At 73.0% G+C, this 13,698-nt stretch carries 12 protein-coding genes and 1 pseudogene; 10 read left to right on the top strand and 3 right to left on the bottom strand.

The annotated features are described in order from the left end of the window. The 3 genes from AB0K92_RS02145 to AB0K92_RS02135 all read left to right on the top strand — a co-directional run bounded on the left by AB0K92_RS02145 (window position 1) and on the right by AB0K92_RS02135 (window position 3,299). Window positions 1-438 (top strand): gamma-glutamylcyclotransferase, encoded by a 438-nt coding sequence (locus tag AB0K92_RS02145; RefSeq protein WP_365918491.1) that lies wholly within the window; start codon window positions 1-3, stop codon window positions 436-438. A 126-nt stretch (window positions 439-564) separates the two neighbouring features. Continuing rightward, complete coding sequence (locus AB0K92_RS02140; RefSeq protein WP_365918489.1) at window positions 565-1,389, top strand: purine-nucleoside phosphorylase; 825 nt, start codon at window positions 565-567, stop codon at window positions 1,387-1,389. A gap of 275 nt (window positions 1,390-1,664) precedes the next feature. After that, on the top strand, window positions 1,665-3,299 hold the full coding sequence (locus AB0K92_RS02135; RefSeq protein ID WP_365918487.1) for a phospho-sugar mutase: 1,635 nt from the start codon (window positions 1,665-1,667) through the stop codon (window positions 3,297-3,299). A 1,058-nt stretch (window positions 3,300-4,357) separates the two neighbouring features. On the opposite strand, the gene AB0K92_RS02130 is transcribed toward AB0K92_RS02135, so the two are convergent. Then, window positions 4,358-5,026 carry a PH domain-containing protein gene (locus AB0K92_RS02130; protein WP_365918485.1) on the bottom strand — a complete coding sequence of 223 codons (669 nt, stop codon included), beginning with the start codon at window positions 5,024-5,026 and terminating at the stop codon, window positions 4,358-4,360. Between the two features lie 122 nt (window positions 5,027-5,148). Between AB0K92_RS02130 and deoC the strand changes: the two genes are divergently transcribed. The 3 genes from deoC to AB0K92_RS02115 are packed head-to-tail and all read left to right on the top strand — an operon-like array spanning window position 5,149 to window position 8,436. Next, the gene (gene deoC, locus AB0K92_RS02125) at window positions 5,149-6,108 is read left to right on the top strand and encodes a deoxyribose-phosphate aldolase (protein ID WP_365918767.1); all 960 of its coding nucleotides are present in this window, start codon (window positions 5,149-5,151) and stop codon (window positions 6,106-6,108) included. A gap of 5 nt (window positions 6,109-6,113) precedes the next feature. Beyond that, complete coding sequence (locus tag AB0K92_RS02120; RefSeq protein ID WP_365918484.1) at window positions 6,114-7,550, top strand: aldehyde dehydrogenase family protein; 1,437 nt, start codon at window positions 6,114-6,116, stop codon at window positions 7,548-7,550. Beyond that, complete coding sequence (locus tag AB0K92_RS02115) at window positions 7,543-8,436, top strand: aldehyde dehydrogenase family protein (RefSeq protein ID WP_166001889.1); 894 nt, start codon at window positions 7,543-7,545, stop codon at window positions 8,434-8,436. The genes AB0K92_RS02120 and AB0K92_RS02115 overlap by 8 nt, the downstream gene beginning before the upstream one ends. Before the next feature lie 79 nt (window positions 8,437-8,515). Here AB0K92_RS02115 and AB0K92_RS02110 read toward each other — a convergent pair. Further along, window positions 8,516-8,930, bottom strand: a pseudogene (locus AB0K92_RS02110) (hypothetical protein). A gap of 158 nt (window positions 8,931-9,088) precedes the next feature. Here AB0K92_RS02110 and AB0K92_RS02105 point away from each other — a divergent pair. After that, window positions 9,089-9,691, top strand: coding sequence for a uridine kinase (locus tag AB0K92_RS02105; RefSeq protein ID WP_365918765.1), 603 nt, complete (start codon window positions 9,089-9,091; stop codon window positions 9,689-9,691). A gap of 133 nt (window positions 9,692-9,824) precedes the next feature. Here AB0K92_RS02105 and AB0K92_RS02100 read toward each other — a convergent pair whose 3' ends face one another. Continuing rightward, complete coding sequence (locus AB0K92_RS02100) at window positions 9,825-10,568, bottom strand: SigE family RNA polymerase sigma factor (protein ID WP_365918481.1); 744 nt, start codon at window positions 10,566-10,568, stop codon at window positions 9,825-9,827. A 230-nt stretch (window positions 10,569-10,798) separates the two neighbouring features. On the opposite strand from AB0K92_RS02100, the gene afsQ1 reads away from it, so the two are divergent. The 3 genes from afsQ1 to AB0K92_RS02085 are packed head-to-tail and all read left to right on the top strand — an operon-like array spanning window position 10,799 to window position 13,673. After that, complete coding sequence (gene afsQ1, locus AB0K92_RS02095) at window positions 10,799-11,476, top strand: two-component system response regulator AfsQ1 (protein ID WP_166001883.1); 678 nt, start codon at window positions 10,799-10,801, stop codon at window positions 11,474-11,476. Next, window positions 11,473-13,059 (top strand): HAMP domain-containing sensor histidine kinase, encoded by a 1,587-nt coding sequence (locus AB0K92_RS02090; protein ID WP_365918479.1) that lies wholly within the window; start codon window positions 11,473-11,475, stop codon window positions 13,057-13,059. Before afsQ1 ends, AB0K92_RS02090 begins: the two co-directional genes overlap by 4 nt. After that, window positions 13,059-13,673 carry a hypothetical protein gene (locus AB0K92_RS02085; RefSeq protein ID WP_365918477.1) on the top strand — a complete coding sequence of 205 codons (615 nt, stop codon included), beginning with the start codon at window positions 13,059-13,061 and terminating at the stop codon, window positions 13,671-13,673. Before AB0K92_RS02090 ends, AB0K92_RS02085 begins: the two co-directional genes overlap by 1 nt. The last annotated feature ends 25 nt before the right edge of the window (window positions 13,674-13,698 follow it).

The raw sequence follows: 13,698 nt of genomic DNA, 5'->3' as shown, positions 1-13,698 counted from the left end.
ATGTCGCTCTACGCCGCCTACGCCGGCAATCTCGACGCGCGGCTCATGACGCGCCGCGCTCCTCACTCGCCGCTGCGCGCCACGGGCTGGCTGAACGGCTGGCGGCTGACCTTCGGCGGCGAACAGCTCGGCTGGGAGGGCGCCCTGGCCACGATCGTCGAGGACCCCCTGTCCCAGGTCTTCGTCGCGCTCTACGACATCGCCCCGATGGACGAGGAGTCCCTGGACCGCTGGGTCGGCGTGGACCTGGACGTCTACCGCCGCCTCCAGGTCCGCGTCCACACCCTCGACGGCGAGGAACAGGCCTGGGTGTACGTCCTCAACGGCTACGAGGGCGGCCTGCCCTCGGCCCGCTATCTGGGCGAGATCGCCGACGCCGCCGAATCCGCCGGAGCCCCCCACGACTACGTCATGGAACTGCGCAAACGCCCCTGCTGACCGGCTCACCGGCACCCCGCCGCCCCCACCGTCCGCGCCGTTCGTCGGAAACGACAAGACAACGATCGCGATCCCGTGAGCTCCGTCATCTACGCGCGTAGGCAATGCTCGGCTACCCTCGACCGCGTGAACGCATCTCTTCTTCCGGACGACATCCAGGGCGACCCCTACGCCGCCGCCGACGCCGCCGCCGCGCGCCTGCGCGAACTCACCGGCGCCGAGTCCCACGACGTCGCCCTCGTGATGGGCTCCGGCTGGGCGCCGGCCGTGGACGCGCTGGGCGCCCCCGCAGCCGAGTTCCAGGTCACCGAGCTCCCCGGCTTCCCGCCGCCGGCGGTCGAAGGGCACGGCGGCAAGATCCGCTCCTACCGGATCGGCGACAAGCGCGCCCTGGTCTTCCTGGGCCGCACCCACTACTACGAGGGCCGCGGGGTGGCCTCCGTCGCGCACGGCGTGCGCACCGCAGTCGCCGCCGGCGCGAAGACCATCGTGCTCACCAACGGCTGCGGCGGCCTGCGCGAGGGCATGCGCCCCGGCCAGCCGGTCCTGATCAGCGACCACATCAACCTGACCGCCACCTCCCCGATCGTCGGCGCCAACTTCGTCGACCTCACCGACCTGTACTCCCCGCGCCTGCGCGCCCTGTGCAAGGAGATCGACCCCACCCTCGAGGAGGGCGTCTACGCGCAGTTCCCCGGCCCGCACTACGAGACCCCGGCCGAGATCCGCATGGCCCGCGTCATCGGCGCGGACCTCGTCGGCATGTCGACCGTCCTGGAGGCCATCGCCGCCCGCGAGGCCGGCGCCGAGATCCTGGGCATCTCCCTGGTCACCAACCTCGCCGCGGGCATGACCGGCGAGCCCCTCAACCACGAGGAAGTCCTCCAGGCCGGCCGCGACTCCGCCGCCCGCATGGGCTCCCTGCTGGCCCAGGTGCTGGGCCGCCTGTAAGCGCGACGGGGGTACCCGGGTACCCCCGCGCACGGCCGGCCGCCGACGGCGGGAAGGGGACGTGCCGGGGGTGTCCGCCCGACAGCGGCCGGCGTCCAGCACCGGTCACTCTGCGAGGGACGGCACCGCCGGACCGAGGACGGACACCCCCGGCACGGCCCCGACCCCCATCCGGCAGGCGGCGCCACAGCACCCCCACGCACCTGCACAGCCGCCGCAGGCACCGGCACCCGCCCCCACGACGACGTAGCAAGACGACCGAGAGGCGACCCGACGTGACGACCGACGACCTCATCGCCCGCGCCAAGGCATGGCTGGCCGAGGACCCCGACGCGGAGACCCGCGACGAACTCGCCGAGCTCATCGAGGCCCACGACGTCCAGGAACTCACCGCCCGCTTCAGCGGCACCCTCCAGTTCGGCACCGCCGGCCTCCGCGGCGAACTCGGCGCCGGCCCCCTGCGCATGAACCGCTCGGTCGTCATCCGAGCCGCCGCCGGCCTCGCCGCGTACCTGAACAAGAACGGCCACACCGGCGGCCTCGTCGTCATCGGCTACGACGCCCGCCACAAGTCCGCGGACTTCGCCCGCGACACGGCCGCCGTCATGACCGGCGCCGGCCTGCGCGCGGCGCTGCTGCCCCGCCCCCTCCCCACCCCCGTCCTCGCCTTCGCCATAAGGCACCTCGGCGCGGTCGCCGGCGTGGAGGTCACGGCCAGCCACAACCCGCCCCGCGACAACGGCTACAAGGTGTACCTGGGCGACGGCTCCCAGATCGTCCCGCCCGCGGACGCGGACATCGCCGCGGAGATCGCCGCGATCCCGTCCCTCACCACGGTCTCCCGCCCCACCGAGGGCTGGGAGACCCTCGACGACAGCGTCCTCGACGCCTATCTGGCGCGCACCGACGCCGTCCTCTCGCCGGACTCCCCCCGCACGGCCCGCACGGTCTACACGGCCATGCACGGCGTCGGCAAGGACACCCTCCTCGCCGCCTTCGCCCGTGCCGGCTTCCCCACCCCTGACCTCGTCGCCGAGCAGGCCGACCCCGACCCGGACTTCCCGACCGTCGCCTTCCCCAACCCGGAAGAGCCCGGCGCGATGGACCTGGCCTTCGCGAAGGCCCGCGAAACCGAGCCCGACCTGGTGATCGCCAACGACCCGGACGCCGACCGCTGCGCCGTGGCCGTCAAGGACGGCGGCGACTGGCGCATGCTCCGCGGCGACGAGGTCGGCGCGCTCCTCGCCGCCCACCTGGTGACCCGCGGAGCCCGCGGCACCTTCGCGGAGTCGATCGTCTCCTCCTCCCTCCTCGGCCGCATCGCCGAGAAGGCGCACCTGCCGTACGAGGAGACCCTGACGGGCTTCAAGTGGATCGCCCGCGTCGAGGGCCTGCGCTACGGCTACGAGGAGGCCCTCGGCTACTGCGTCGACCCGGAGGGCGTCCGCGACAAGGACGGCATCACCGCGGCCCTGCTGATCACGGAACTCGCCTCGGTCCTCAAGGAGCAGGGCCGCACCCTGCTCGACCTCCTCGACGACCTCGCCGTGGAGCACGGCCTGCACGCCACGGACCAGCTGTCGGTCCGTGTGCAGGACCTCTCCCTCATCGCGGACGCGATGCGCCGCCTGCGCGAGCAGCCCCCGACCGAGCTCGCGGGCCTGCCCATCACGAACGCCGAGGACCTGACCCAGGGCACGGACAAGCTCCCGCCCACCGACGGTCTGCGCTACACGCTCGAAGGCGCCCGCGTCATCGTCCGCCCCAGCGGCACGGAACCGAAGCTGAAGTGCTACCTGGAGGTCGTCGTCCCGGTGGCGACCCACGCCGACCTCCCGGCCGCCCGGACGAAGGCGACTCAGCTGCTGGCGGCGATCAAGCAGGACCTCTCGACCGCAGCGGGCATCTGAACGCCTCCACACCCCCGGGGGTGCCCCCGCGGCACCCCCGGCCCACCCTCAGCACACCCCGATCAGCCTCACTCGGCCGGCCCAGCCGGCCGGCCTGCTCAGGCAGCCCGCCAGCCGGGCCCGCCCGACCAGTCGACCATCCCGGCCGGCCCGACTCGACCTGCGCGACCCTTCAGCGCAGCCCAGGCGCGACTCGGCCTGGCCCCCTCTGGGCCAGTCCAGCCCGGTCCGACCTTGACCTGTCTGGGCCAGCCCGGCCCGGCTCGGCCTCGCCCCCTCTGGGCCAGCCCAGCCCGCTCACCCCGGTTCGGCCTCGACCCATCCCCGGCCCGCCCCCGCCCCGCTCGGCCCAGCCGTCAGCCCTGCCCGGTCAGCTCACCCACCCCCGGCCGGCCCAGCCGGCTCAGCGCGGCCCATGAGCCCGGCCCACTCATCCCAGCCCCATGAGGCCAGCCCGCCCAGCCCGGCCTGGACCCATCGGGGCCCGCCCAGCCCGGTTCGGCCTCGGCCCGTCTGGGCCAGCCCAGCCCGCTCAGCCCAGCCGTCAGCCCGCCAGGCTCGGCCGGCCGACCTCGCCCCGCCTGCCCAGCCATCGGCCTGTCCCGGCCGGCCCACCGCGATCTGCGCGGTCAGGCCCGCCCGGCGGGACCTGCCCTGGCCAGTCCAGCGCACCCCGGCAGCGCGTCAGCCCGGCCCAATCGAACCCAGCCGTCAGCCCTGCCCGGTCAGCTGCCCCACCCCCGGCCGGCCCAGCCGGCCCAGCGCGGCCCATGAGCCCGGCCCGCTCATCCCAGCCCCATGAGGCCAGCCCGCCCAGCCCTGCCCAGCACCGTAAAGCCAGCCGCTCGGTACGGACCCCGCGGAGCTGTCCCTTCCATGCCACGCCAAAGGCCCCCGGCAGCACACCGGAGGCCCCGCTTCAGCCCGGCCGAACCAGCCCAGCCCAGACCGCTCAGCCGGACCACTCAGCCCGACCCAATGAGCCCAGCCCGCTCAGCCCAGCCCGTCCAACCAGCCGGGCCCGCTCAGCACAGCCACTCAGCGCCCCCAACGCCCCCTCAGCCCAATCCGATCAGCACCGCCAGCAACACCGCCCCCGCCACCGCGGGTGCCGCGATCTCGTAGGCCCACCGCACGGTGACCTGCCCCTGCGCGCTCTCGGCCTTCTCGCGCGCCTCCAGCAGTTCCCGCAGCTCGTCCATGATCTGGTCGGACTGAGCCCGCACCGGCCCCTCCGGCACCGCGGCCCCGCCGCCGAACCCGGCGAGCCCCCCGAGCCCGCGCTCCCGGCCTCCGAAGACACCGGGCGCTCCGGACGCCCCGGCCGCCCCGACGCCCCGCCGGGCCTCCCGCCGCGCCGCCTTCTTCCGCGCGCGCAGGGACACCGGGATGGCCCACAGCTGGTACTTCTTCCCGGACTTGGCGACGACCTCGTTCGAGTACCCGGACCGCAGCGAGGCGACCTCCCCCCAGGGCAGCACGACGACCCGGAACGGGTTGCGGACGCGCAGCCGGTCGTCGTCGGCGGACACGGCGGGCCGCAGCGTGAAGGCGGTCACGAGCGGCACGATCAGCAGCAGCGCCGCGAGCGCCAGCCAGGGCGTGCGCCCCTCACCGGCGACGATCGCGTCGATGCCGAGCCACGCGGCGAGGCCGAGCAGCAGCACACCGCCGGCGATGCCCGCGGGCGAGCGGTAGATCCGGTCCTTGGACTCGGTGGAGGTCATGGCCCGATTCTGCCCGACGCCCGCGGCCACGCTCATCCGTGGGGCCGCGCACCCGATCGAGCATGGATGAGCGCCGGGGGGTGTACAGCAGCTACGCGCGTAGATATGCTCGTCTGGTGACCATGCCCACTACTGCCCCCGCCGCACACGCACTGAGTGACGTCACCGCGTCCGACAGCACGCTGCGCCGTTTCCTGCACGGGCTGCCCGGCGTCGACGCGGTCGGCCTGGAGGCGCGCGCCGCGTCTCTCGGCACCCGTTCCATCAAGACGACCGCCAAGGCGTACGCCATCGACCTGGCCATCTCGATGGTCGACCTGACGACGCTGGAAGGCGCGGACACCCCGGGCAAGGTCCGGGCGCTCGGCGCCAAGGCGGTCCACCCGGACCCCACCGACCGCTCCACGCCCGCCACCGCCGCGGTCTGCGTCTACCCCGACATGGTGGCCGCCGCGAAGGAGGCCGTGGCCGGCTCCTCGGTGAAGGTCGCCTCGGTCGCCACCGCCTTCCCCGCGGGCCGCGCCCCGCTGGAGGTGAAGCTGGCCGACGTCCGCGAGGCGGTCGCCGCGGGCGCCGACGAGATCGACATGGTCATCGACCGCGGCGCGTTCCTCGCGGGGCGCTACCTGAAGGTGTACGACGAGATCGTCGCCGTGAAGGAGGCCTGCGGCGCGGACGCCCGCCTGAAGGTCATCTTCGAGACCGGCGAGCTGTCGACGTACGACAACATCCGCCGCGCGAGCTGGCTCGGCATGCTGGCCGGGGCGGACTTCATCAAGACCTCCACCGGCAAGGTCGCCGTCAACGCGACCCCCGCGAACACGCTGCTGATGCTGGAGGCCGTGCGGGACTTCCGCGCGCAGACCGGCGTCCAGGTCGGCGTGAAGCCGGCCGGCGGTATCCGCACCTCGAAGGACGCCATCAAGTTCCTGGTCCTGGTCAACGAGACCGTCGGCGAGGACTGGCTGGACAACCACTGGTTCCGCTTCGGTGCGTCCTCGCTCCTGAACGACCTGCTGATGCAGCGTCAGAAGCTGGCCACCGGCCGCTACTCCGGCCCCGACTACGTGACGGTGGATTGATCACCATGGCATCGGCATTCGATTACGCACCGGCCCCCGAGTCCCGCTCGGTCGTCGACATCGCCCCCTCGTACGGCCTGTTCATCGACGGCGAGTTCACCGAGGCGGCCGACGGCAAGGTCTTCAAGACGGTCAGCCCCTCCACCGAGGAGGTGCTCTCCGAGGTCGCGCAGGCCGGCGAGGCGGACGTGGACCGCGCGGTGAGGGCCGCCCGCAAGGCCTTCGAGAAGTGGTCGGCGCTGCCCGGCAGCGAGCGCGCCAAGTACCTGTTCCGTATCGCCCGGATCATCCAGGAGCGCAGCCGCGAGCTGGCGGTCCTGGAGACCCTGGACAACGGCAAGCCGATCAAGGAGACCCGCGACGCCGACCTGCCCCTGGTCGCCGCGCACTTCTTCTACTACGCGGGCTGGGCCGACAAGCTCGACCACGCGGGCTTCGGCGCGGACCCCCGCCCGCTGGGCGTGGCGGGCCAGGTCATCCCCTGGAACTTCCCGCTGCTGATGCTGGCGTGGAAGATCGCCCCGGCCCTGGCGACGGGCAACACGGTCGTGCTCAAGCCCGCCGAGACGACCCCGCTGTCGGCCCTGTTCTTCGCGGACATCTGCCGCCAAGCGGGCCTGCCCAAGGGCGTCGTCAACATCCTCCCGGGCTACGGCGACACCGGCGCCGCGCTCGTCGCCCACCCCGACGTGAACAAGGTCGCCTTCACCGGCTCCACCGCCGTCGGCAAGGAGATCGCCCGCACGGTCGCCGGCACCCGCAAGAAGCTCACGCTGGAGCTGGGCGGCAAGGGCGCCAACATCGTCTTCGACGACGCCCCCATCGACCAGGCCGTCGAGGGCATCGTCACCGGCATCTTCTTCAACCAGGGCCAGGTCTGCTGCGCGGGCAGCCGTCTGCTGGTGCAGGAGTCGATCCACGACGAGCTGCTCGACTCCCTCAAGCGCCGCCTGTCCACCCTGCGCCTCGGCGACCCGCTGGACAAGAACACCGACATCGGCGCGATCAACTCCGCCGAGCAGCTGGCCCGGATCACCGCGCTCGCCGAGCGGGGCGAGGCGGAGGGCGCCGAGCGCTGGTCGCCGGCCTGCGAGCTGCCGGAGAGCGGCTACTGGTTCGCCCCGACGCTGTTCACGGGCGTCACCCAGGCGCACACCATCGCCCGCGACGAGATCTTCGGCCCTGTGCTGTCGGTGCTGACGTTCCGCACCCCGGACGAGGCCGTCGCCAAGGCCAACAACACGCAGTACGGCCTGTCGGCGGGCATCTGGACGGAGAAGGGCTCGCGGATCCTCGCCGTGGCGAACAAGCTCCGCGCGGGCGTCGTCTGGTCCAACACGTTCAACAAGTTCGACCCGACCTCGCCGTTCGGCGGCTACAAGGAGTCGGGCTTCGGCCGCGAGGGCGGCCGCCACGGCCTGGAGGCGTACCTCGATGTCTGACCGTCTCAGTGTGTTCAAGACCTACAAGCTGTACGTGGGCGGGAAGTTCCCGCGTTCGGAGAGCGGCCGGGTGTACGAGGTGACGGACTCCAAGGGCAACTGGCTGGCCAACGCGCCGCAGTCGAGCCGCAAGGACGCCCGGGACGCGGTGGTCGCGGCCCGCAAGGCGTTCGGCGCCTGGTCGGGCGCGACGGCGTACAACCGGGGCCAGGTCCTCTACCGCGTCGCGGAGATGCTGGAGGGCCGCCGGGAGCAGTTCACGCGCGAGGTCGCGGACGCGGAGGGCCTGTCGAAGTCCAAGGCGGCGGCGGTCGTGGACGCCACGATCGACCGCTGGGTGTGGTACGCGGGCTGGACCGACAAGATCGCCCAGGTGATCGGCGGCGCCAACCCGGTCGCGGGCCCGTTCTTCAACCTGTCCTCGCCGGAGCCGACGGGTGTGGTGGCGGTCGTCGCCCCGCAGGAGTCGTCGTTCCTCGGCCTGGTCTCCGTGGTCGCCCCGGTGATCGCGACGGGCAACACGGCGGTCGTGATCGCCTCCGAGCGCTCCCCGCTGCCCGCCCTGTCCCTGGGCGAGGTCCTGGCCACCTCCGACGTCCCCGGCGGCGTGGTGAACGTCCTGTCCGGCCGTACGGCGGAACTGGCGGCGCCCCTGGCCGCGCACCAGGACGTCAACGCGATCGACCTCGCGGGCGCCGACGAGGCGCTGGCGAAGGAGCTGGAGATCGCCGCGGCGGACAACCTCAAGCGCGTGCTGCGTCCACAGCCTGTGGACGAGTCCGGCTGGTTCGCCACCCCGGGCACCGACCGCATGACGGCCTTCCTGGAGACCAAGACGGTCTGGCACCCGACGGGTTCGCTCGGCGCGTCCGGCTCGTCGTACTGACACGGGAGCCACCACAGCGCAGAGGGCCGCGCCTCCCCTCCGTCCGGGGGAGCCGCGGCCCTCTGTCCGGTGCGCGGACTCAGCCCGGCTGGACGGCGCCCAGCAGCCTCGTCGCCTCCCCCGCCACCGGCACGCTGCCGAGGCACTGCGCCTGGGCCACCGGCTGGGTCAGGGCCTGGGAGGTCAGCGGCTGGTAGTCGGCGAGCTGGGTGGCGGCGCCGTTGTCGAGCGGGTCGACGCCGGTGCCGGCGAGCGGGTTGGGCTTGAGCCCCGCCACCGGGCCGGTGACGTAGCCGACCGTGCCGGTCAGCGCCTGGAGTCCGGCCGCGGGTCGATCGTGCCGAGCGAGGTGGGCCGGGTGTGCGTCACGCCCGCGATCGTCTCGGTGTCCGCGCAGACCGTGCCCGCGCCGGCTCCCAGCGCCACCCCGCGGTCGCGAGGGCGACCAGGGCGCGGCCACCGGTCGGGGTCTGGGAGGAGTCGTGTCGGGCCATCGCTGCCGCCTTCTACTACTCAGGGCAGCGGAACGGCTGCAAAGGGTAGTTGACGTGTGACGCGTGCTTCAAAGCCGACCCGCGGGGTCGTTCGGGGGCCGCCCGATGCCGCACACTGGTGACCCGTGAGTTCCCATCCGCCCATACCCACGCGCGTCGTGCTGCTCTGCGGCCCGTCCGGCTCCGGCAAGTCCCTTCTCGCGGCCCGCTCCGGCCTTCCGGTGCTGCGCCTCGACGACTTCTACAAGGAGGGAACCGACCCGACGCTGCCGCTGGTGGCGGGGAGTTCCGACATCGACTGGGACCACCCCGGCTCGTGGGACGCGGACGCCGCGGTCGCCGCGATCGAGGAACTGTGCCGCACCGGCCGTACGAACGTTCCCGTCTACGACATCTCGCTGAGCGCCCGCACCGGCGCCGACGCGATCGACATCGGGCGGACCCCGCTGTTCATCGCGGAGGGCATCTTCGCCGCCGAGATCGTCGCCCGCTGCCGGGAACTGGGCGTGCTGGCCGACGCGCTGTGCCTGAGCCGCGGTCCGGTGACGACGTTCCGCCGACGCTTCCTGCGGGATCTGAAGGAGGGCCGCAAGTCGGTGCCGTTCCTGCTGCGCCGCGGCTGGCGGCTGATGCGCGACGAGCGGTCCATCGTGGCCCGCCAGACCGCGCTGGGCGCCCACGCCTGCGACCGGGACGAGGCGATGGGCCGGCTGGCCGCCGCGGCGGCCGGGCGCTGCGTCACGGCCCGTACGGCGGCGTAGCGCCACCGGCGGGGAGGGCGCGCACAGCGGAACGGGACTGGACGGACCCCCCGGCCCTCCAGCCCCGCTCCTTTTCCCCCGTGGAGATCCCCCCCAGGATCCCCCGTGTTCCCCCCGTGGTCCCCCCGGACCTTCAGGCGACGAGCTCCCCGAAGGCGTCTTCCTCGTCACGGCCGAAGCTGAGGACCTCGTCCTCGCGCAGCCGGCGCAGCGACCGCCAGATGCTGGACTTCACCGTGCCGACACTGATGCCGAGGATGTCCGCGATCTCCGGGTCCGTGCGGCCCTCGTAGTAGCGCAGGACCAGCATGGTGCGCTGGAGTTCGGGCAGCCGGGCGAGCGCCTGCCACAGGACGGCGCGCAGCTCGGTGCCGCGCATGGCGTCCGTGTCGCCGGGCGTCTCCGGCAGTTCCTCGGTCGGGTACTCGTTGAGCTTGCGGCGCCGCCAGGCGCTGATGTGCAGGTTGGTCATGGTGCGGCGGAGGTACCCGCCGACCGCCGCCTTGTCGCTGATCCGGTCCCACGCCCGGTAGGTCGAGAACAGCGCGCTCTGCAGCAGGTCCTCGGCCTCGAAGCGGTCGCCGGTGAGGTGGTAGGCGGTGGCGTACAGGGAGGCGCGGCGCTCCTGGACGTAGGCCGTGAACTCGGCCTCCGACAGCGAGCGGCGCTCCCCCGATTCCTCCCTGTACGCGGTTCCCCCGTTGGTTTCCCCCGTGAAACCGTCAACCACCGTCATGATCGCGGTGTGCTGACGCCCGGTGCCGCGAGCGCACCCCCGCCCGCTCACAGCACCGGACTTCTCGGAACCCCGGTGCATGTGCACGTCGTGCAGACGCGTGATCACTGCGCTGGTGCTGGTGCCGTGCAGCGTGTTCATCTCGCGCCCCCCGTCGTGGACTTCCGGTGTTCGGTCCTGCTTCCGTGCTGGTGTCCACAACTCTGCCGGGGGGACTTCATCGCCGTGTCCGCCGACTGTCACAGACCTGTCACAGGGGTCCCCCGCGGGAAGAACCGGGGAGAACACGGCGCGGTCACAGAGACGAGCGGTACGGCTACGCGGTTGCCCGAGTGTCGAATCCCGCACCGCCATGGGCCAGAATGAGGCCCGTGCCTTCCCTGTTGCTGATCGAGGACGACGACGCCATCCGTACGGCCCTGGAGCTCTCCCTGACGCGCCAGGGACACCGGGTGGCGACCGCTGCCAGCGGTGAGGACGGTCTGAAGCTGCTGCGTGAGCAGCGGCCGGATCTGATCGTGCTGGATGTGATGCTGCCCGGCATCGACGGGTTCGAGGTGTGCCGGCGCATCCGGCGCACGGACCAGTTGCCGATCATTCTGCTGACCGCGCGCAGCGATGACATCGACGTGGTGGTGGGCCTGGAGTCCGGTGCCGACGACTATGTGGTGAAGCCGGTGCAGGGGCGGGTGCTCGACGCCCGGATCCGGGCGGTGCTGCGGCGCGGGGAGCGGGAGTCGAACGACTCGGCGACCTTCGGCAGCCTGGTGATCGACCGCGCGGCGATGACGGTGACGAAGAACGGGGAGGACCTGCAGCTCACGCCGACCGAGCTGCGGCTGCTCCTGGAGCTGAGCCGCCGTCCCGGCCAGGCGCTGTCCCGGCAGCAGCTGCTGCGGCTGGTGTGGGAGCACGACTACCTGGGCGACTCGCGCCTGGTGGACGCGTGTGTGCAGCGGCTGCGCGCGAAGGTGGAGGACGTGCCGTCGTCGCCGACGCTCATCCGTACCGTCCGTGGTGTCGGCTACCGGCTGGACCCGCCTCAGTGACGGACCGGCGAGGGGGTTTCCGCGGCTGGGCCGCGGCACGCAAGGGAGTTCTGTCCGGGCTGCGCTTCACCAGTCTGCGGCTGCGGCTGGTGGTGGTGTTCGGGCTGGTCGCGCTGACGGCCGCGGTGTCGGCGTCGGCGATCGCGTACTGGCTCAACCGGGAGGCGGTGCTCAGCCGTACCCAGGACGCGGTGCTGCGGGACTTCGAGCAGGAGATGCAGAACCGCGCGGGCGCGCTGCCGGAGCATCCGGGGCGCGACGAGCTGCAGCACACGGCCGGTCAGATGGCCGCCGGGGGACAGCAGTTCACGGTGCTGCTGGTCGCCGAGGACCATGCCGGGCGGACGGTGTACGGCAGCTCGGGCGGTCTGAACGGCTTCTCGATCGCGGACGTGCCCGCGTCGCTGCGCGAGGCGGTGAACAAGGAGCAGCCGCTCACCTCCGGCAACAAGTCGCCGTACCACCTGTACTGGCAGCGGACCGTGGACGACGGCACGCCGTACCTGGTGGCGGGCACCCGGGTGATCGGGGGCGGGCCGACCGGGTACATGCTCAAGTCGCTGGAGCCGGAGGCCAAGGACCTCAACTCGCTGGCCTGGTCGCTGGGGATCGCGACCGGGCTGGCACTGATCGGCTCGGCGCTGCTCGCGCAGGCCGCCGCGACGACCGTGCTGAAGCCGGTGCACCGGCTGGGGGTCGCCGCGCGGCGGCTCGGGGAGGGCAAGCTGGACACCCGGCTGCGGGTGTCGGGCACCGACGAACTGGCCGATCTGTCGCGGACGTTCAACAAGGCGGCCGAGGCGCTGGAGAAGCGGGTCGCGGACATGGCGGCGCGGGACGAGGCGTCGCGGCGGTTCGTCGCGGACATGAGCCATGAGCTGCGGACGCCGCTGACGGCGATCACGGCCGTGACGGAGGTGCTGGAGGAGGAGCTGGACTCCGAGGCCGGCGGCATCGACCCGATGATCGAGCCGGCGGTACGGCTGGTGGTCAGCGAGACACGGCGGCTGAACGACCTGGTCGAGAACCTGATGGAGGTCACCCGCTTCGACGCGGGCACCGCGCGGCTGGTCTGCGACGACGTCGACATAGCCGATCAGATCACCGCGTGCATCGACGCGCGGGCCTGGCTGGACGCGGTGGAGCTGGACGCCGAGCGCGGCGTCCACGCCCGGCTGGATCCGCGCCGCCTGGACGTGATACTCGCCAACCTGATCGGCAACGCGCTCAAGCACGGCGGGTCGCCGGTGCGGGTGTCGGTGCGGGAGACGGACGACGCGGTGGTGATCGCCGTACGCGACCACGGGCCGGGCATCCCCGAGGACGTGCTGCCGCATGTCTTCGACCGGTTCTACAAGGCCAGCGCCTCGCGGCCGCGTTCCGAGGGCAGCGGGCTCGGCCTGTCCATCGCGCTGGAGAACGCGCACATCCACGGCGGTGAGATCACCGCCGAGAACTCGCCCGAGGGGGGCGCGGTGTTCACGCTGCGGCTGCCGAAGGACGCCTCGGAGCTGGCGCGGCAGGACTCCGAGAAGGCCGCGCGGAACGCGGGCGACGGCGGCGCGAAGGGGAAGGGTGCCTGATGAACGGAGGCCGTCCGCTGAGGGCCGTACTGCTCGCCGGGGTGGCCGCCGGGCTGCTCGCCGGGTGCGGGATCCGGGCGACCGAGGTGCCGACGGACTTCGGGCCCGCGCCGTCGCGCGCGCACTGCTCGCTCACCGCGCCGGACGTGACGACGCAGGCGTCGCGCGGGATGCCGGTGCAGGTGTTCCTGCTGTGCGGGTCGTCGCTGGTGACCGTGGACCGGACGGTGCGGGTCGCGGAGGGCGCGACGGACGCCGAGCGGCGGGTGCTGGTGGCCCAGGGGCTGCTGGACGAGCTGGCGAAGGCGCCGTCGCCGGCCGAGACGGAGGCCGGCTACCAGACGGACGTGCGCGGCGGGACGACGGTCACCGGGCCGCGCGCCGGTGACCCCGAGGACACCCTGCGGCTGAGCACCCCGCCGGCCGCGCTCCCCGGCGCCGCCCTGGCCCAGGTCGTCTGCACGTTCTCCGACTCGGCGGCGGCCGAGGGCGACGGCTCGGTCATCCTGGGCGGCCCCGACGGGACCGCACCGCGCCGCTACGAGTGCACGGACGAACTGCGCGCCCACCCCGGCGCGACGGAGCCTCCCTCGTCGGCCGTGTCGGACGACTGAGGGCGCCCGCGCCCCGCGCGCTCCC

The organism is Streptomyces sp. NPDC052687, from assembly GCF_040678395.1.
Classification (GTDB): Bacteria; Actinomycetota; Actinomycetes; order Streptomycetales; family Streptomycetaceae; genus Streptomyces.
This window is presented reverse-complemented; position numbering and strand designations above follow the sequence as displayed.

Excerpts from the sequence above, each read along its gene's own strand:
- AB0K92_RS02115 (WP_166001889.1), top strand. The coding sequence starts at position 7,543 with ATGTCTGACCGTCTCAGTGTGTTCAAGACCTACAAGCTGTACGTGGGC.
- AB0K92_RS02100 (WP_365918481.1), bottom strand. The coding sequence starts at position 10,568 with ATGAACACGCTGCACGGCACCAGCACCAGCGCAGTGATCACGCGTCTG.
- AB0K92_RS02130 (WP_365918485.1), bottom strand. The coding sequence starts at position 5,026 with ATGACCTCCACCGAGTCCAAGGACCGGATCTACCGCTCGCCCGCGGGC.
- AB0K92_RS02120 (WP_365918484.1), top strand. The coding sequence starts at position 6,114 with ATGGCATCGGCATTCGATTACGCACCGGCCCCCGAGTCCCGCTCGGTC.
- AB0K92_RS02145 (WP_365918491.1), top strand. The coding sequence starts at position 1 with ATGTCGCTCTACGCCGCCTACGCCGGCAATCTCGACGCGCGGCTCATG.
- deoC (WP_365918767.1), top strand. The coding sequence starts at position 5,149 with ATGCCCACTACTGCCCCCGCCGCACACGCACTGAGTGACGTCACCGCG.
- AB0K92_RS02085 (WP_365918477.1), top strand. The coding sequence starts at position 13,059 with ATGAACGGAGGCCGTCCGCTGAGGGCCGTACTGCTCGCCGGGGTGGCC.